Here is an 18,881-nt window from a genome sequence, read left to right as displayed (position 1 = left end):
CGTGTGGAGGGGTGGAGAACTCACCGGCGCGCGGTGTCGCGGGAGAGGTTGACGACCTGTGCCGACGGCAGGATCAGGCTGATCACGCGGTTCCACGTGGCCAGCGGCACGCGGTCCACGTAGACCACGTCGCGCGGCATCAGCTCGAAGCGGTCGGCCAGCGCGAGCGCTGCAGGGTTCTTCGCGTTGAGGTTGAAGATCTGCTGCACGTCGAGGTTGTCGGGCGAGTTGCGCACCACGTAGATCTGCGCCGGATCGGCCGCAAGCAGGTCGGGTCCGCCGACGTCGCCGAGCGCCTCGTTCAGGCTCAGGCGGCCGTTCATGCGCATCTGCAGCGGCGAGGGCGAACGCACCTCGCCCATCACGTACACCCGGCTGTCCTCGCGGGTGCCGACGTTCACCACGTCGCCGTTGCGCAGCGGGATGCTGTTGCCGTCCATGCCCGCGGCCTGGAGCGCCGTCATGTCCACCACGGTGGAGACGCCGCCGCGCGTGAGCGTGATGCGGGCGCGGTCACCCGCCGTGGTGAAGCTGCCGGCGCGGCTGATGGCCTCCGACAGCGTCATCGGCACGTCGGTGAAGATCTGCAGGCCGGGCGTGCGGACCTCGCCCTGCACGTAGGCGCGCTGGCTGCGGAACGACTGGATGCGCACCGTGACCTGCGGCTCCTTGATGAACTTCTGGATGCGGCTGGCGATCAGCTCCGACGCTCCGGCTTCGGTCAGGCCCTGCACCTTGGTGCGGCCGATGTACGGGAAGCTGATCTCGCCGTTGGCGCCGACGATGAAGCCCGGCGCCACGCTCACGCCCGTCGGGTCGGACTGCTGCGCGATGACCGCGCCGGCGTTCGGCAGCAGCTCGGGATGGTCGTACACGATGATGCCGACCACGTCCCCCGGCCCGATGGTGTAGACCGGCGATTTGGCGAACAGCCGCTTCACGTTCTCGGGCACGGTCGTCGGCCTGGCGGCCATCTGCGAGCGGATCAGGTCGGGCGTGATCGGGATGATCCTGTTGCTCTCGGCCGAGGCCGTGCTGTCGCCGGTGGTGCTGGTGAAGCCCAGCGGGCCCACGCTGCCGAATCCCGGTGCGCAGCCTGACAGCGCGATCATCCCGAGCGACAGCAGCAGGGCCAGGCCCAGCCATCGCAGCCGGCTGTCGATCCGGGCCTTGGCCCTGGCGCTGACTGTGAGGGGGCGCTTGGCGCATGTCTGCGTCGCTGGATCGGGGCGTTGCATGGTGATCTCCTTGACGGCCGGTTGACGGTGGGGTGAGCGGGAAGAAAAAAAAGGCTGAAGACGGAAGGGCTTCAAATGGATGCCGCGTTTCAGGGCGCGGCCCAGGTGGTGGGCATGGCGTGTTCGGTGCCGGCGTGCGGACGGCTCTGGCTGCGCCGCTCGGTGCTGGCACCGAAACAGCGGTCGGTGACCCAGTCGCCGACCGACTTCAGGAAGAGCTGCTGGCCGCGCTCGGTGCACACGGTGTGGTCGACCTCGGCCATGAACTCGTACTGCAGGCCCTGCGTGTAGGACTCGCGGCCGAGGGCGCCGAGCTGGTCGCGGCCGCGGTCGCACACGTGCAGCGAGCCCGAATACAGCAGCTGCACCGCCACCTTGCGCTCGACCAGCCCGCGCAGGGTGGTGCTGAACCATGCGGCGTTGTCGTCGGGCGTGCGCTTCTCTGCGAAGAAGCCCGGCAGCGGCGTGGTCGAGTGGCTGCGCAGGAAGTGGCGCTGCAGCCAGCGCTTGGCCTTGCCCGGAAACGACGGGTGCGCGGGTGCCGCCAGCGCGCGGCGCAGGTTGCGTTCCCAGCGGGCGCGCCGCTCGGGAAAGGCGAAGCCGTCGAACAGCGACACCGCCACCACGCGCGGGTCGGCCGCGGCCGCCGCCATGCTGTGCTCGACACCCGAGCACATGCCGACGATGGCGAACTGGCGCACGCCCAGCATGCGCTCGGCGACGTCCATGGCGGCCTGCAGGCTGTGCACCGCGCGGGTCAGCAGTTCGGGCGAGGTGTCGAGCGCGTCGCTGTCGCCGACGCCGCCGAGATCGAAGCGCAGGCTGCTCACGCCACGCGCGGCGAGCATGTGCGCCAGCTTGACGTTGATGCGGCGCGGCCCCACGCGATGGTTGGCACCCATGTTGAACATGAGGCAGGCCACGCCGGCCGGTGCCTGCTGCACCGGCGCGGTGAGCATGCCCATCAGCGCGTCGGCGGGGCCGAAGCGCACCGGTGTCTGTGTCGTTTCATTCATGAATGGCTCCCTGCAGTCGGTTGAGCGCATCGGCCGGAACCATCGCGCTGTTCGGGTAGGGGTCGGAGGTCCAGTCGAGCTGGTGCTTGAAGTAGCCCAGGCGCACCGGCATGTGGCGCGACTGCTGGTCGGCCGCCCATTGCGCGGTGCGCTCCTCGTCGGGACTGGCCAGCACCAGCGTGTCGTGCAGCGCGGTCAGAGGCAGCGACTCGGGTACCAGCGCCGACAGTTGCGCGCGCAGCGCGGGCGACAGCGAGGTGCCCAGCGCCTCGGTGGGCAGCGCGTCGGGTTCCTGCGCCAGGCTGCGGCGCCAGGCCACGTCCGGGATGCAGAAGGTGGTGTCGATCGCGGTCACGTGGTCCTCGCGCAGCAGCCGCGCATAGCGCCGCCCGTCGATCACCGGCTCCCACAGCACCAGGCGCACCGGGTCGCAGCGCCCGCTGCGCGCCGCCAGCACGGCCAGGGTGGCGCCGAGCCGCGCGCCGATCCACACGATCGAGGCGCCCGGCGCGCGCCGGCGCAGTTCCTCGTGCGCGCAGCACAGGTCGCGGCGCCAGCCGTCGAACTCGCCCTCGCTCTCGTCGCCGGGCGAGTCGCCCGAGCCGTAGAAGTCGAAGCGCAGCGTGGCGATGCCCGTTCGCGACAGGCGCTCGGCCAGCACCTTGAAGAAGCGGTGCGTGCGCAGGCCTTCCTGCCCGAAGGGCGGGCAGATCAGCACGGCGGTGTTCTCGGCGCGGTCCGCCTCGGCGGGATGGAACACACCGAAGACCCGGCGCGACGCGGGGCCGAACATGAGCGGAAGGGACGTCATGCGTGAACCTCCGCCAGCCGGCTCGAATTCCCGGTGCGAGCCTCGGTCTGGCGCCACTCGGCGAGCGAGCCGACGCAGTCCATGCGCGCGGGTGCCGGGCCGAGCACCAGCCACAGGATGCGGCCGGCCACCGACAGCTCGACGCTGCGGCTGTCCGGCACCAGGCCCACCTCGAAGCTCTGCGGCGAGAGCAGCAGGCCCACGCCGATGGCCTTCAGGCAGGCTTCCTTGCGGGTCCAGCAGGTCAGGAAGGCCTTGTCGCGTTCCTGCGCGGGCAGGGCGGCCAGCGCCTCCTGTTCGCGCCGCGTGAAGTGCTCGGCGGCGAGCACCGCCGCGTCGGGCACGGGGCGCAGCAGTTCGACATCGGCGCCCAGCGGGCCGCGCCCGCCGACGGCGATCAGCGCCAGGCCCTGGCTGTGGCTCAGCGAGAACTGGGTGCGCGTATGGCCCGACAGCGATGGCTTGCCGAACGAGCCCGTGGCCAGCTGCAGGGCCGCGTGGTGCAGGCCGGTGTATTCGGCCAGCGCCTGCCGCAGCGCGATGTGCGAAGCCACGTAGCGCTGCCGGTCGGCCGGAAACCGGAATTTCGCGGCGCGCGTGCACTCTTCGTCCGACAGCAACTGCGCGGGAAGCAGTTCGGTGAAGCTGTCCAGGTCGACGTACCGGCACAGCGGCGCGTCGATGGACAGGGCGTAGGCGGAGCTGTTCATGTTCACCCCTTGCGCAGCCAGCTGCCGAAGGCGCGGCTGAGCAGCCCGCCGCGCTGCGCGTTGGCGGCGGTGCCGGCGGCCAGCTCGGCGAGGTCGGAGGGCACGCCTTCCGGCGCGGTGCGCGGCGACGACGCGATCTGCCCGAGGTTCTCGAACAGGTAACGGCGCGGTTCCACGCGGTGGCCCAGCATCTGGGCCGCCTGCTGCACCGCACGCAGCACCAGCAGCGAGTCGCCGCCGAGGTCGAAGAAGTTGTCGCTGGCGCGGATGTCGTCGACGTCGATGCCGATCACGCCGGCCCAGATCTGCGCGAGCTGCGCGTGCTCGGGGTTGAGCAGCGGCTGCTTCGCCCGGGTCTCGTCGCCGGCAGCGGCCGCCGGCGTGCCCTTGCCCGGCTCTTCCGCTGCGAGCTTGCGCAGGTAGGCGGCGCTGGTGGAGCCTTCGGTGTCCGCGATGTCGGCCAGCGTGGCGTTCGGTTCGTCGGCCACGCGGCGCAGCACCTCGAGGTAGCGCTCGCGCAGCTGCGCACCGGTCTCGCGCAGGTACACGTCGGCGTTGTAGATCAGCGCGCCTTCCAGGCCGTGCGGCTTGTCCATCAGCCAGACGCCGATGTCGTCGGTGGCGCCGTGCTGCATCACGTGCATCTGGCGGGTCTGCAGGCTGCCCACCGAGCGCGCGCGCTCGCGGGCGTCCTGGAACGAGAACATCGACTGGTACGGGCCCGAGGTCTTGATCTGGCTCGCATAGCCGGGCTCGGCCATCAGGCGCTCGAAGGGCACCTGCTGGTTGTTCATCATCGACAGCAGCTCCTGCTTCACGTAGCGCATGAACTCGGGCAGCGGCAGCGAGAGGTCGACCGCCAGCGACACCGGCAGCACGTTGTTGAAGAAGCCCATGACGTCTTCGGTCTCGGCCTGCTGGCGCCCGCGCACCGGGTTTGCGATGACGATGAAGTCGCTGCCGATCACGCGCGCCATGGTCAGCGCGTAGACGCCGAAGGTCAGCATGCTGAGCGTCACGTCCATGTCTCGGGCGATCTCGCGCAGGCGCTGCGTGCTCTGCAGGTCGATGTTGATCCAGTGCGCGCCGCCCTGGCCGCTCTTGCCGGCGCGGCGCGGCATGTCGGTGCGGGGCGGGCGTGCCGCTCTGGCGCCTTCGAGGCGCCGGCGCCAGAACTCCAGCTGCTCCTCGCAGGCGGGCTCGGTCATCCACTTCTGCAGCCACTCGGCGTAGTCGCCGTGTGTGGTCGTGAGTGCCGGCAGGTTGTGCGGACGGCCGCGCTCCGCGGCGTCGTAGAGTGCGCCGAGCTCGTTCTGCAGCAGGTCGAACGACCAGCCGTCCCAGATCAGGTGGTGCGGCACGAACAGGAAGACATGCTCGTTGTCGTCGATCTGGAACAGCGTGGCGTTGGCCATCGGCGCCTTGTGGATGTCGATCGGCCGGTCCGCCATCTCCTGCATGCGCTCGGCAAGCTCGGCGTCGCGCTGGTCGGCCGGCAGTGCGCGCAGGTCGACCATCGGCAGTGCGAATTCCACAGACTCCGCGATCAGTTGCACGGGTTGCCCGGTCTGCGGGTCGGTGCCGATGCGGGTGCGCAGCGAGGGCTGCCGGCGGATCATCTCGCGCAGCACGCCCTCGAAGCGCTGTGCGTCGAGAGGGCCCAGCAGCCGCTGGGCGGAGGGCGCGTTGTAGACCGAGCGGCCGGGGTGCAGCTCTTCCATGAAGCGGATGCGCTCCTGCGCCATGGTCAGCGGTGCGCTGCGGCGTTCGGCGCGCAGCGCGATCGGCGCCTGCAGGCCGACGCCCGCACCCTGCAACGCCTGGATGGCCGCGGCCAGCTTCTCGGCGTTGGGTGCCTCGAACAGGGTGCGCAAGGGCAGCGTCACCTGGAACTCGCGGCTGAGCAGCGTGGTGAGCCGCGCGGCCAGCAACGAATGGCCGCCCATGGTGAAGAAGTCGTCGTGCATGTCGAGGCCGGGCAGGCTGAGCACCTTCTCCATCGCCGCCAGCACCTTGCGCTCATGCTCGTTGCGCGGACCGGCGCCGCGGCGCACCTCGTCGCGCGCCGCTGCCTGCGGCGGCGGCAGCGAGACGCGGTCCACCTTGCCGTTCTGCAGCGTGGGCAGCGCGTCGAGCGTCACCACGTGCTGCGGCAGCATGAAGGCCGGCAGGTGCTTGCGCAGGTGCACCATCAGCGCGTCGAGGTCGAATGCCGCGCCCGGGGTCAGGCCAAGGTAGGCCACGAGGCGCACGTCGCCGGGGTTGTCCTCGCGGGCCACCACCACGCTGCGCGACACGCCGGGCACTTCGCAGCAGCGCACCTCGATCTCGCCGGGCTCGATGCGGTAGCCGCGCACCTTCACCTGGAAGTCGAGCCGGCCCATGTGGTCGAGCAGCCCGTCGTTGCGCCAGCGGCCGCGGTCGCCGGAGCGGTACATCGTCTTCGGCACGCCGAAGACGCGCACGGTGACGAAGCGCTCGGCGGTCAGCTCGTCGCGGTCGAGGTAGCCGAGCGACACGCCTTCGCCGGCGATGCAGATCTCGCCGGGCACGCCGATGGGGCAGGGCTGCAGGTCGGCGTCGAGGATCCAGATCTCGGTGTTGTCCACCGGCTTGCCGATCGACACGCCGCGCGCGGCGATCTCCTCGGGGCGAACATGCCACGCGGTGGAATACACGGTGGTCTCGGTCGGGCCGTAGCCGTTCCACAGGCCTTCCATGCGCTCGCACAGCGCCAGGGCCAGGCTGGGGCGCAGTGCCTCGCCGCCGGTCCAGCCGCGGAAGCCCGGTGCGCCCTTCCATTGCGCGTCGAGCAGCACCTGCCACATGCCGGGCGTGGCCTGCAGCAGCGTGATCTGTTCCTCGTCGAGCAGGCGCGACAGGCGGTTGCCGTCCATGGCCACGTCGCGTTGCACCATCACCAGCTCGGCGCCGGCGGCCAGCGGCAGCAGCAGGTCGGGCACGGCCATGTCGAACGACAGGGTGGTCACCGCGGCGATGCGGTCGGCCGGGCTGATGCCCGATTCGCGCTGCATCCACTGCAGCAGGTGGGCCACGCCGCGGTGGTGCGCGATGACACCCTTCGGCAGGCCGGTCGAGCCCGAGGTGTAGATGACGTAGGAGGCGTCCTCCGGGCCCGGGTCGTCGGCGCTCGGCGGCAGCGGCTCGCCCGGCAGTTGCCGCCAGGCGGTGTCGCGGTCGATCTCGAAGATGCGCTGGCCCGCGTCGGCCCGCCAGTCGCGCGGTGTCGCGGCGATGTCCGACGTGGTCACCATCAGGCTGAGCTTGGCGTCGCTGGCGTAGTGGTCGAGCCGTGCCTGCGGAAAAGCCGGGTCGAGCGGCACGTACGAAGCGCCGGCCTTCAGGATGCCCAGCATCGAGACCACCATTTCCAGGCTGCGCTGCAGGCTCAGCCCGACGCGCTGGCCGCGGCCCACGCCCCGCTCGCGCAGCGCGCGCGCCATGCGGTTCGACAGCGCGTCGAGCTCTCTGTAGCTGCAGGTGCGGGCGCCGTCGCGCACCGCCGGGTGGTCGGGTTGCTGCGGCACGCGGGCCAGGAAGCCGGCATGCGCCAGCGGCGCGCCGACCAGCGGCACGCGTGCCGGCTGCAACGCGATCAGCGCATGTGCGGCTTCGCTGGAAAGCACCTCGAGGCGCCCGACGGTTTCGTCGGGCTTGTGCGCTGCCGATTGCAGCACGCACTCGAACATGTCGAGCCAGCGCTGCACGCTGACGTCGTCGAACAGGTCGGTGTTGTATTGCGCCTCGATCATCAGGCCGCCGTCGAGCGGGCGCAGGTTCAGGAAGAGCTCGAAGTTCTCGTACTGGCGCGCGATCGTGTCCTGCAGCACCTCGATGCCGGTGAAGGCCTGTGCGCTGCCGGCCACGTCGGGGTCGACGTTGAAGGCCACGCTCACCAGCGGCAGCCGGCTCGGATCGCGCTCCAGCGACAACTGGCCGAGCAGCGCGCCGTAGGTCAGGGCCTGGTGGTCGAAGGCGTCGAGCACCGCGGTGCTGCATTCGTCCATCAGCGCGTCGAAGCGCATGCCGGTGCTGGCCGACAGGCGCAGCGGCAGCAGGTTGACGCAGTGGCCGACCAGGCCGGGCATGTCGTGCGCGAGCTGGCCCGATGCCGGGATGCCGACCACGATGTCCTCGTGTCCGGTGAGCCGGTGCAGCGTGGCGACGAAGCCGCTGAGCAGGCCGGTGAACAGACTCACGCCGGCCTTGGTGCTGGTGGTGCGCACCGCGCTCACCAGGCGCTTGTCGAGCAGGCGTTCGGCGCGGCGCGAGTTGAAGGTGCGCGCGGCCGGGCGCGGGCGGTCCAGCGGCAGGTCGAGCACCGGCAGCGTGCCGCCCGAGAAGCGGCCCAGCCAGTAGTCGATGTGCGCCTGCATGTCGGGATGGGCGGCATCGGCGGCTTCCTGCGCGGCGAAGTCGGCGAACGAGGGCGCCGGCTTGAGCTTCAGGCCCACGCCGGTCTGCTCGGCGTACAGGTGGCCCAGTTGCTCGGTAATGACCGCCCACGACCAGCCGTCGCACACGACGTGGTGCGCCGACATCACGAGTTCGTGCTCCTCCTCGCCGAGGCGGTAGAGCACCGCGCGGAAGAGCGGGCCGTGCTCGAGCGAGAAGGGCGTGCAGACCGCGTCCTTGTGCGCGGCGCGCAGTGCATGCGCGCGGGCATCGGGATCGAGGCCGCCCAGGTCTTCCTGCAGCAGATGGTTGTCGCCGGGCTGGCTCACCAGCATGCAGGTGCCGTCCGGCGAGATGGTGGCGCGCAGCGCCTGGTGACGCTCCAGCAGCAGGGCCATGGCGCCGGCCAGGGCCTGGCGGTCCAGCGGGCCGTGCATGCGCAGCACCACCGATTCGTTGTAGGCCAGGGAAGCCTCGGTGCTCAGCGTGGCGCCGAGCCAGACTTCACGTTGCGATTCCGTCGTCGGAATGATGCACTCGATGGCGCCACCGCTGGCGGTGGGCTTGAGAACGGCGTTCATGCTGCGGCCTTTCCATTGATGAGGTGATGTGGGGTGCTGGCCGTGTCGGGCACGTACCAGAAGGGCTGTCCGTCGACGTCGCGTGCCAGCACCGAGCCTTCCTCGGCCGGCTTGCGCAGGTCGAAGCCGGTGACGACCGCGGCGCGGCGCGGCAGGAAGCCGGATTCCTGCATCTCGGCGACGGACTCCTTGAAGGCGCGCTGGATGAAGGCGATGTCCTCGGCGCTGTGCGCGCTGGTGAGGAAGCAGGGGAAGTTGTCCAGGATGTGGACCCCGCGGCTGCGCATCATGGCGAACAGCAGGTCCTGCAGCGGGTGGTCCTCGAGCCAGCTCACGCGCCACAGCGACGCGAAGTGCCGGATCTCGATGGGCGCGCCCACCTCCTTGCACCAGCCCGAGAGTTCCGCGGCCATCGCGGCCGTGTTGCCGGTGAGCCCGGCCTGCAGCGCGGGGCCGGCTTCCTTCAGGTGAAGCAGCGAGGCCCTGGCCGCGGCCAGCGCGAGCGGGTGGCGCACGAAAGTGCCGGCGAAGTAGGTCACGCCCACGCCCGGGATCGAGTCGTCGCCGTACTGCCAGGGGCCGCCGTCGAGCGCGTCCATGAACTCGCGCTTGCCTGCGATCACGCCCACCGGAAAGCCGCCGCCGATGACCTTGCCGTAGGTGGCCAGGTCGGCGCGCACGCCGAACAGCTCCTGCGCGCCGCCGAGGCCGACGCGGAAGCCGGTGATGACCTCGTCGAAGATCATCGCGCAGCCGTTCTGCTCGGTGATGGCGCGAACCTCGTGCAGGAATTCGCGCGGCTGGAAGTCGGGCCGGCGGCTCTGCACCGGCTCGGCCAGCACCGCGGCCAGGTCCTGCGCGTTGTCGCGGATGAAGGCCAGCGCCTCCGGCGTGCCGTAGTCGAGCACGCGGATGTCGCCGAACATGCCGCTCATGACGCCGGGCGCCGCCGACAGGCCCTTGCCGCCCTTGCCGGCGCGCACCAGCACTTCGTCGAAGGTGCCGTGGTAGGAGCCGGTGAACACCACCACCGTGCTGCGCCCGGTCACGGTGCGCGCGATGCGCAGCGCGGCCATCACCGCTTCGGAGCCGGTGTTGCACAGGCCCGCGCGGTCGTGGCCGGTGAGCTCGCAGATCAGCGACGTGACCTCGGCCGCCAGCGGATGCTGCGGGCCGATCTCGTAGCCCTCGTCGAGCTGCTTGCGCACCGCGTCCTGCACGAAGTCGGGCTGCCAGCCGAACATGTTCATGCCGAAGCCGTTGAGCGCGTCGACGTATTCGTTGCCGTCGAGGTCCCACATCTTCGAACCCTTGGAGCGCTCGATGACGATCTGGTAGGTGATCTCCTTGGTGATCGGGCGGAAGCCGTTGACCACGCGCGGGTCGGCCATGTGGGCGCGGTTGGCCTCGGTGAACTGCTTGCTCTTCTGCGTGCGCTCGACATAGCGGCGCATGAAAGCCGCTAGGCGCGCCTTCTGCCGGCCGCTGGGCTCGGCCGTGCGCTGCGTGTGGATGCGCGCGATGGCGCCGAAGGCCTTGGCGACGTCGTAGCGCACCGGCTGGTTGGCAGCGCCGGGTTCGTCGCCGGCCGGCGTTGCAGAAACCGCGGTTGCGGCTGGTGCCGCAGGTTCGGGCGCGGGCTGGGCCGACGTCGCGGCAGCCACGGGCGCCACGGCTGGCACGGCCTGCAGCGTCATGACCGGCGTGGCCTGCGCGGCGCCCGACAGCAGCGCCAGCTGCTGGCGCATCAATTCCATCTGCTGCGAAATCAGTTGTGGAAGCTGGTCGCCGCCGGCAATGAGACCTTGCATCGGCACATAGGGGGGCGTGGCCACGGGCTGGTAGGCAACGACGGATTGCACCGACGGTGCGGCAACTGACGCGGCAATGGGCGCGGCGACGGCCACCGGTGCGGCATCCACAGCCGCTGCAGGTGCGGGCGCCGCAGCCTCGGGCGGCAGGCTCGCCTGCAGGAAGGCCGACAGCGCATCGAAGTTGCGGTAGTTCTCCATCAGCTGGCGGAAGCTGAGGTTGACCTTGAAGTGCTTCTTGATCTGCGTGGCGGCCTGCGTCAGCGTGAGCGAGTCGAGGCCCAGCTCGCCGAAGGGCGCGTGGCCTTCGGCCTGTGCCATGTCGAGGCCGGAGATGTCCTCGAACAGGGTGCGCAGGCGCGCATCCACGTTCGAGGCGGGACGAGGAAGAGGCGAGGGCGTTGCTGCGGTCACGGTCGGCTCCAGGACGATGGTGGTAACAAGAAGGGAGGCCGGGGCCGCTGCGTGCGCAGCCTCGGTGGCGATGGGCGGGGCGGCGGCGATGTCGACCCAGAAGCGCTTGCGCTCGAATGGCGTGGTGGGCAGGGGCAGGCGCTGCGCGCCGGTGCGCGAGACGAGCCGCGAGAGTTCGACGTCGGCGCCGCAGGTCCAGAGGCGGCCCAGCGCCAGGTGCAGGGTGCGCGCCTCGTCCGCCGGATCGCCCTGCAGCAGCGACACCACGTTGCCCGCGCCATGCTGGCGCACCAGGGTCGCGAGCATGTTGCGGGGCCCCGCTTCGACGAACAGCGGATGCGCCACCTGGTCCATCGCGCAGCGCACGGCCGGCGAGAAATGCACCGTGCCGCGCAGGTGCTGCGCCCAGTAGGTCGCGCTGGTGGCCTCGGCCGCCTCGAGCAGGCGGCCGGTCATGGTCGAGAAGATGGGCGTCTGCGGCGCGTGCAGTTCGACCTGCCGCACCAGCTGCGCGAAGGGCTCGACGGCGCCGTCCATCATGGCCGAGTGGAAGGCGTGGGAGGTCTGCAGCGCGCGGGCCGCAATGCCATCGGCCTCGAGCGAGGCCTGCAGCGCGGCGATGGCATCGAAGGGGCCGGCGGCCACGCAGGCGGTGGGGCCGTTTTCCGCGGCCAGCGAAAGGTCCGGGCCGAGCCGGTCGAGCAGTTCGGCCGCGCCCAGGCGTACCGAGAGCATGGCACCGGCCGGTTGGGCCTGCATGAGCGCGCCCCGGCGGGCTACGAGCCTGGCAGCGTCCTCGAGGCGCATCACGCCGGCCAGCACCGCGGCAACGAACTCCCCGACGCTGTGGCCGATGAGCGCATGCGGGCGCGCACCGAGCGACAGCACCCGGCGCGCCAGCGCGTACTCGAGCGCGAAGATGGCCGGCTGCGTGGCGGCGGTGGGGGACAGCGACTGCGGATCGTCCGAGAACATGCGTGCGCGAAGGTCGAAGTCGAGCGTGTCTTCGAAGGCATTCATGCAGTCGTCGAAGGCCGCCGCGAATACCGGGTCGGCAGCGTGCAGGTGCTTGCCCATGCCCGCGTACTGCGCGCCCTGGCCGGGAAACATCAGCACCATCTGCGGTGCGCGCGCGGCGGTGCGGCCGCTGGCGCGCCACGGCGAATCGGCATTGCGCAGGGCGGAAGCCGCGTCGGCCGCGCCGCCCGCGACCACCACGCGGCGAAAGGCATGCGCCTTGCGGCCGACGGCCAGCGTATGGGCCACGTCGGCCAGCGGCAGGCCGGGTTGGGCTTGGAGGTGTGCCGCGAGCTGCTCACAGGCGACGGCGAGTGCGGCCTCGGAGCGGGCCGACAGCGACAGCACCTGTTCGCCGGCCGCGATGGGCGAGGCCGGCCGAGGCGGTGCTTCCTCGACGATGACATGCGCGTTGGTGCCGCCCACGCCGAAGGAGCTGACCCCCGCGCGGCGCGGCAGGTGGGCGCGCGGCCAGGGTTGCAGTTCGCTGTTGACGTGGAAAGGCGTGCGCGCGAAGTCGATCGACGGGTTCGGCGCGCTGAAGTGCACGGTCGGCGGAATCACCTCGTGGTGCAGCGCCAGCGCCGTCTTGATGAGCCCGGCCGCGCCCGCGGCGGTGACCATGTGGCCCACGTTGCTCTTGAGCGAGCCGAGCGTGCAGTAGTCGAGCGCGTCGGTGTGCTCCGCGTAGGCCACGGCCAGGGCCTCGACCTCGATCGGGTCGCCCATCGGCGTGGCCGTGCCGTGCGCTTCGACGTAGGAGATGCTGCGCGCATCGACATCGGCCGCGGCCAGCGCGGCGCGGATCACCGCGGCCTGGCCGTCGACGCTGGGCGCGGTGAAGCTGGCCTTGCTGCCGCCGTCGTTGTTCACGCGGGCGCTGCGCAGCACGGCGTAGATGGTGTCGCCGTCGGCCTGTGCATCGGCCAGGCGCTTGAGCAGCACCACGGCGGCACCGTCGCTGAACACCGTGCCCTGCGCCTTCGCGTCGAAGCTGCGCGTGCGGCCGTCGGGCGAGAGCATCGAGCCCTCGTTGTAGAGATAGCCGCTGCGCGGCGGGCAGGTGACCGAGGCGCCACCAGCCAGGGCCATGTAGCACTGGCCGGTGCGCAGCGCATGGAAGGCGTGGGCCACGGCCACCAGCGAGGTCGAGCAGGCGGTGTGCACGCTGACGGCCGGCCCGGTCAGGTTGAGCCGGTTGGCCACGCGCGTGGTGATGTAGTCCTTCTCGTTGGCCAGCATGACCTGGAACTCGCCGACCGGCTCCACCAGGTCGGGCCGGGTGCTGACGTGGCGCTGGAAGTAGGTGGCGTTGTACATGCCGGCGTACACGCCGACCGGACCCGGCGCGGCGTCGGGCACGTAGCCGCCGCGCTCGAGGCACTCCCAGCAGATCTCGAGGAACACCCGCTGCTGCGGGTCCATCAGCTGCGCTTCCTTCGGGCCGATGCCGAAGAAGGCGGCGTCGAAGTCCTCGATGCCGTCGATCACGCCCCGTGCACGCACGTACGACGGGTCGCTGCGCAAGGCCTGGCTGATGCCCGCGTCGAGCGTTGCGTCGTCGAAGAAGGTGATGGTGTCGCGGCCGGCGACGAGGTTGTTCCAGAACTGCTCGACGTCGGCGGCACCCGGAAAGCGGCCGGCGGTGGCGACGAGTGCGATGGCGTCGTCGTCGGTGCCGGCGCCCCTGGCGAAGGCCGATGAAGGGGCCGCCGCGGCCGTTCGTGCTTGGAGCCCGGTCGCGGCGGCCGTGGCGGACTTGTCACCCGCCGGCTGCATCCGCGCACCCATTGCTTTTGGCGTGGGGTTGCGGAAAAAAAGATTGGTCGACAGCGGCAGCCCGGTGCCGCGCTGCAGCTCGGCGAGCACCTGCAGCACCAGAAGAGAATCGCCGCCGAGGTCGAAGAAGTTGTCGTTGCGTCCGACCTTGTCGATGCGCAGCGCACGCGCGAAGGCGTCGCACACCTGCTGCTCGATGGCGTCGTGTGCTTCCTCGAAGGGCTGCGCCAGGTCGGGCCGCTCGCCGGCAGGTTCGGGCAGCGCCTTGCGGTCGAGCTTGCCGTTGGACGTGACCGGCAGCGCGGCAAGCCACACCTGCGCGGTCGGCACCAGGGCGGCGGGCAGGCGCGCCGCGAGGTGCGCGCGCAGTTCGTCCCAGGCGACCTGCTGCGTGCGCGCGACGAGGTAGGCCACCAGGCGCAGCTGGCCGCCGGCGTCGGGCCGCGCGACCACGGCGCATGACTGCACCGCCGGGTGCGCCAGGACAGCCGCCTCAACCTCTCCGGTCTCGATGCGATGGCCGTGGATCTTGACCTGCCCGTCGCGGCGGCCGATGAACTCGAGCGTGCCGTCGGGCAGCCAGCGTACGAGGTCGCCGGTGCGGTAGAGCCGGTCGTCCGGACCGCCGAAAGGGTCGGCCACGAAGCGTTCGGCACTGAGCGCGGGCTGGCGCAGATAGCCGCGCGCCAGGCCGTGGCCGCCGATGCAGAGTTCGCCGACGAAGCCGGCCGGCAGCAGCGCCATCGACGGGCTCAGCACGCGCAGCACGGTGTCCTTGATGGGCCGGCCTAGCGGCACCGACCGCAGGTCGTCCGGCAGGGCAGAAGGGATGCGGTGCGTGGCCGCGAAGGTGGTGCACTCGGTCGGGCCGTAGCCGTTGCTCAGCACGAGCTGCGGCAGCGCGGCCTGCGCACGGCGAACGTGCGGCACCGACAGCGCCTCGCCGCCGGTGAAAAGGTGGCGCAGGCCCGCGAGGTGGGCCGGATCGTCGTCGATCACCGCGTTGAAGAGCGCAGCCGTGAGCCAGGCGGTGTGCACGTCGTGCCGCGCGATGGTGCGTGCCAGGCCGGCGCCGGTGGGCACGCGCTCGTCGTGGATCACGCAGCAGCCGCCGTTGAGCAGAGGGCCCCAGATCTCGAGCGTGGCGGCATCGAAGGCCAGCGGTGCCGCGTGCAGCACGGCGCGGCCCGCGGCGAGATCGACATAGTCGACGCCGACCACCAGCCGCAGTATCGAGCGGTGGCAGATCTCGATGCCCTTGGGCGTGCCCGTGGAGCCCGAGGTGTACATCACGTAGGCCACCGATTCGCCGTCGATGGCCGGACGATTCCAAGAACCGCGATCTGGCTTGTCGGCGTACTCGTCGAGGAGCACAACCGCGTGTGCGGCGGGCACGAGATGGTGGTGCGCCTGGGTCGTCAGCACATGGTGCGCGGCCGTTTCGCCGAGCATGTGGGCGATGCGATCGACCGGGAAGTCGGTCGGCACCGGCACGTAGGCCGCGCCGGCCTTGAGGATTCCGAGCAGCGCGACGATGGCGCCCATCGAGCGGTCGAGCAGCATGCCCACGCTGTCGCCGCCGCGCACGCCCAGGCGCTGCAGCCGGTGCGCGAGTTCGTCGGAGCGCCGGTCGAGCTCCGCGTAGCTCATGCGCAGGTCGCCTTCGGCGAGCGCGATCGCCTCGGGCGCGCTTTGCGCTTGCTGGCCGAACACGCCCGTGACCGTGAGCGAGCGGTCGAGCGGCGACATGGCCGTGTTCCATTGAGCAAGCTGGATTTTGCTGTCGGCAAGCGGCAGGGTACGGATGTCTCCCAGCGCGGCGCCGGGGCGAGCGAGCAGGTCGGCCGCGGTGTCGGCAATGGCGGCAAGGAGCGACTGCGAGGCGGCGGCATCGAGCAGGCCGACTGCACTATCTATATGCAGGCGTGCGCTGGCAGCGTCGAAACGGAGGCGAAGCGAGGCGTCGGCGGCTTCGGCCTCGGCGGCGGCGATGTCGTCGCGCAGCCAGAGGGCGTCGGTCCGTTGGGCGATCCGTGTCGTGCCGGGCGCCGCGCGGCGAGCCTGATCGAGTTCGGCGAGCCAGTCGCCGGCGGGGCGGGTGGCGTCGTAGGCGGCGGTGGTCGAGCAGCGTTGCGTGCGGCCGCCCTCGGCGGCAGCGACTTCCTCCAGCACTGGCCAGAGGGTGCCCAGCCAGCGCGACTGCAGCAGCAGCCACGCGCCTGCGTAGGGAGTGTCGGGCAGCAGGGCGGCACTGGAACCGCCAGTCGTCCAAACCGAGCTCGCGTGCCTGGCATGGGGTGCATCCGGGTTGGTGCGGGGCACGAACAGGTCCCCGAGGAGCAGATTCGGAGCTGTTTCGTGCAACGGCAAAACAGTTTGAATTTCCATGTAAATACCCGGAAACGAAATACGATGGAATTAATTGAATGGGCGAAAAGATCGCTCAATTAATTGGCGTCAGTTAAAGGTGTTCGTCGTTTTTCTTGGCTCGATCCTAGGAGGTTTGAAGCGGTCGGAGTGAGGACTTAAGGCCTAGGTTACATTCAGACAAGGTTATTTCGAAAACGTACTACCCGAATTGTCCAGTTCAAGGTAACTGATGCGCGATCGGGCGGGTCGAGGCGGACGAACGGACCGGTGCAAGGCATCGGATTGCCGTCTCGAACCGGGGTACTCATGGGGATGCGCGCAGGGGAGATCGCAGAAATCCGCAGGCGCCGGATGGTTTGCATGCATAACCGAATCGGCGTACGCGTTTCGCTCGGAGCGATGCGGAAAACGCACCGGCGCGACTCGCGCATCAGGAAACATCGGACAGTTTTAGGCTGTTATTAAATTGCCGACTATGTAACCGGATAAAAAATAGCTGTACAAAACCTGAAAATCGCAAAAACTTCGGAAATCTCTGGTTTACCCGAAATAGATCTTCAAGAGGGGCAAAAGAATGTTCAGCGACATCCTATTACCAGGTGTAGTTCTTACTCCCCGCAGTCTCTACTTCGAGTCGGAAATACCGAATATTTCCGCGGGACTGGAAGCCAATGCGACCTATTTCGGCAATGCCGGCTGGGCCCAGGAGTACCTGGACTTCTGCCACCGCGACGAGCACTTCCGCAGCCGCTGGCTGGCGGCCGGTGGCGACTGGACCGGCAAGGTTGTCATCGACCTGGGATGCGGCCCCGGCAACGTGTTCGCCACGCTGGGCGGCAAGCCCGAGTTGCTGGTGGGTGTCGATGTGGCCGCGGGTTCGCTGGAACTGGCTTCGCGGCTGGGCTACACGGCGGTACTGGCCGATGCCGCGCACACGCCGTTCCGCTCGGGCGTGGCGGACATCGTGGTGATCAATGCCTCGCTGCACCATTGCGACGACATGGACGCCGTGCTGCGCGAGGGCGCGCGGCTGGTGAAGGCCGACGGCGTGCTCATCACCGACCACGATCCGCAGCTCACGGCCTGGGACTACAAAGGGCTCGCCAGATTCCTGTGGGACGCGCGGCTGTGGGTCTACCGCATGACGCGCCACGGCTTTCACAAGTCGGGCAGCCAGCAGTCGTGGGGGCTGCGGACCGAGGTGCATCACCGGCCCGGCGACGGCGTCACGAAGGAGTTCTTCGAGCGCACGCTGGAGCCGCTGGGCTTCGAGGTTGCCGTGTACCCGCACAACCACCAGGTCGGGGCCGACGCGCTGAGAGGCGACCTCGGGCCCGCGCAGTGGAAGTACCGCATGGGCAACGTACTGTCGGGCCGGGACCCGGCGGCACCCGCGAGTGCGTTGTCGCTGATGTGCATCGCGCGGCGCGTGCACGAGGAAAGGACCACCCTGATCATGTGAGCCGTCCGGCAATACCGAAACAGGGAGACAAGGCGACTGCTGGTAGCCTCTGCGGATTCTTCGAACGCGCCCCCGCAGGCGGGCGCGCTATCCAGGCAATCCAGGAAGGACTCCCGTAGTGGTCGTGACAGTCAGGACATCAGGCAGGACAGGCTTTGGTTGGTGCGCGGGCATCGCGCTCGCAGCGACATTGATGGTGGCGGGGTGCTCGACCTCGCCGAAGGCGCCGGTGGCGGGCCCCGGCGAGTACGTCGTGCAGCCTGGCGACACGCTGTATCGCATCGCATCGAAGAGCGGGCGCTCCACCGCCGACATCGCGCGCTGGAACAACCTGCAGGACCCGGACAAGCTCGAGGCGGGGCAGGTGCTTCGCGTGGTGCCTCTAGGCGGCGCGCCGGTGGCGTCGTCCGGCAGTGCGGGCGAGCCATCTCCGCCTGCGCGAAGCGCCGGTGCCGAGCGCTCGAGGCCACCGAAGACGCGCGAACCCGAACCGCCCATGCCGCCGGCATCGCGCCGCAGCGACTGGGGCTGGCCAGCGCCGGGCCAGGTGATCGCGGGCTTCAACGGCGGCAGCAACAAGGGGCTGGACATCGCCGCCAGGCCGGGCGACGCGGTGCTCTCCATCGGCGCCGGCAAGGTCGCGGTGACCGAGATGCTGCGCGGCTACGGCAGCGTGGTCATGATCGATCACGGCGGCTCGTACATGTCGGTCTACACCAACCTGCGCACGGTGCAGGTCAAGCAGGGCCAGCGCGTGGAGCGCGGCCAGAAGATCGCCGACATCGGCGGCGACGAGGACGGCCGCAGCAAGCTGCACTTCGAGATCCGCTACCGCGGGAATGCGGTCGATCCGCGCCAGTACCTGACCGCGCGCTGACTTTTTCGCTTCGGCGTTGCCATATCTGGCGAAAGGCATCCCCCAAATTGGTGATATCGGAACAAGCCCGAAATGCGCAGACTCGCGCCTCACTCTTCGAAGGGGGCGTTCATGGAACTCGTGCATTGGGTGTTTGTTGTGGTCGGCATCGTGCTTGCGCTGCTGACGCAATGGTTTCTGCTGGCGCAGATCAGCCGTGACAGGCAGCCGATGCGCGACCAGATCGCCGAGCAGGTCACGCAATCGGCCGCACTGGTCCAGGAGTGCGCCTCGGGCTTCAGCCACACGGTGCAGACGCCTCGCACCTGAACGGGCCTGCGCGGCCCGGCATCGAAGGCCCGGATGCCTTCGATGCCCTCCCTGCCTCTATAAGATGCTC

The 18,881-nt window shown here is 69.9% G+C and carries 9 protein-coding genes; 3 read left to right on the top strand and 6 right to left on the bottom strand.

Annotated features, from left to right (window positions below; all coding sequences use genetic code 11):
* Positions 1 to 20: 20 nt before the first annotated feature.
* The 6 genes from AACL56_RS15450 to AACL56_RS15425 all read right to left on the bottom strand — a co-directional run bounded on the left by AACL56_RS15450 (position 21) and on the right by AACL56_RS15425 (position 16,181).
* Entirely contained in the window at positions 21 to 1,238 is a 1,218-nt protein-coding gene (locus AACL56_RS15450) for a polysaccharide biosynthesis/export family protein (RefSeq protein WP_339090685.1), read from the bottom strand.
* 89 nt (positions 1,239 to 1,327) lie between these two features.
* Positions 1,328 to 2,254, bottom strand: a complete 927-nt coding sequence (locus AACL56_RS15445) for a hypothetical protein (RefSeq protein ID WP_339090684.1) — start codon at positions 2,252 to 2,254, stop codon at positions 1,328 to 1,330.
* Positions 2,247 to 3,065 carry a serine aminopeptidase domain-containing protein gene (locus tag AACL56_RS15440; RefSeq protein WP_339090683.1) on the bottom strand — a complete coding sequence of 273 codons (819 nt, stop codon included), beginning with the start codon at positions 3,063 to 3,065 and terminating at the stop codon, positions 2,247 to 2,249. The genes AACL56_RS15445 and AACL56_RS15440 overlap by 8 nt, the downstream gene beginning before the upstream one ends.
* The gene (locus AACL56_RS15435; protein ID WP_339090682.1) at positions 3,062 to 3,775 is read right to left on the bottom strand and encodes a 4'-phosphopantetheinyl transferase family protein; all 714 of its coding nucleotides are present in this window, start codon (positions 3,773 to 3,775) and stop codon (positions 3,062 to 3,064) included. The genes AACL56_RS15440 and AACL56_RS15435 overlap by 4 nt, the downstream gene beginning before the upstream one ends.
* A gap of 2 nt (positions 3,776 to 3,777) precedes the next feature.
* A complete protein-coding gene (locus AACL56_RS15430) occupies positions 3,778 to 8,772 on the bottom strand; it encodes an amino acid adenylation domain-containing protein (RefSeq protein WP_339090681.1) in 4,995 nt (1,664 codons plus the stop codon).
* Positions 8,769 to 16,181 (bottom strand): amino acid adenylation domain-containing protein, encoded by a 7,413-nt coding sequence (locus AACL56_RS15425; RefSeq protein ID WP_425337019.1) that lies wholly within the window; start codon positions 16,179 to 16,181, stop codon positions 8,769 to 8,771. Before AACL56_RS15425 ends, AACL56_RS15430 begins: the two co-directional genes overlap by 4 nt.
* Positions 16,182 to 16,737: 556 nt before the next feature.
* Between AACL56_RS15425 and AACL56_RS15420 the strand changes: the two genes are divergently transcribed.
* From AACL56_RS15420 to AACL56_RS15410, 3 genes are all read left to right on the top strand, one after another.
* Entirely contained in the window at positions 16,738 to 17,625 is an 888-nt protein-coding gene (locus AACL56_RS15420; RefSeq protein ID WP_339090679.1) for a class I SAM-dependent methyltransferase, read from the top strand.
* A 118-nt stretch (positions 17,626 to 17,743) separates the two neighbouring features.
* Positions 17,744 to 18,502 carry a peptidoglycan DD-metalloendopeptidase family protein gene (locus AACL56_RS15415; protein ID WP_339090678.1) on the top strand — a complete coding sequence of 253 codons (759 nt, stop codon included), beginning with the start codon at positions 17,744 to 17,746 and terminating at the stop codon, positions 18,500 to 18,502.
* Positions 18,503 to 18,613: 111 nt separating this feature from the next.
* On the top strand, positions 18,614 to 18,811 hold the full coding sequence (locus AACL56_RS15410) for a hypothetical protein (protein WP_339090677.1): 198 nt from the start codon (positions 18,614 to 18,616) through the stop codon (positions 18,809 to 18,811).
* The last annotated feature ends 70 nt before the right edge of the window (positions 18,812 to 18,881 follow it).

This window comes from Variovorax paradoxus, assembly GCF_902712855.1.
Taxonomy (GTDB): Bacteria; Pseudomonadota; Gammaproteobacteria; order Burkholderiales; family Burkholderiaceae_C; genus Variovorax; species Variovorax paradoxus_Q.
The sequence above is the reverse complement of the archived record's forward strand: the minus strand, read 5'-3'. Positions and strand labels throughout refer to the sequence as shown.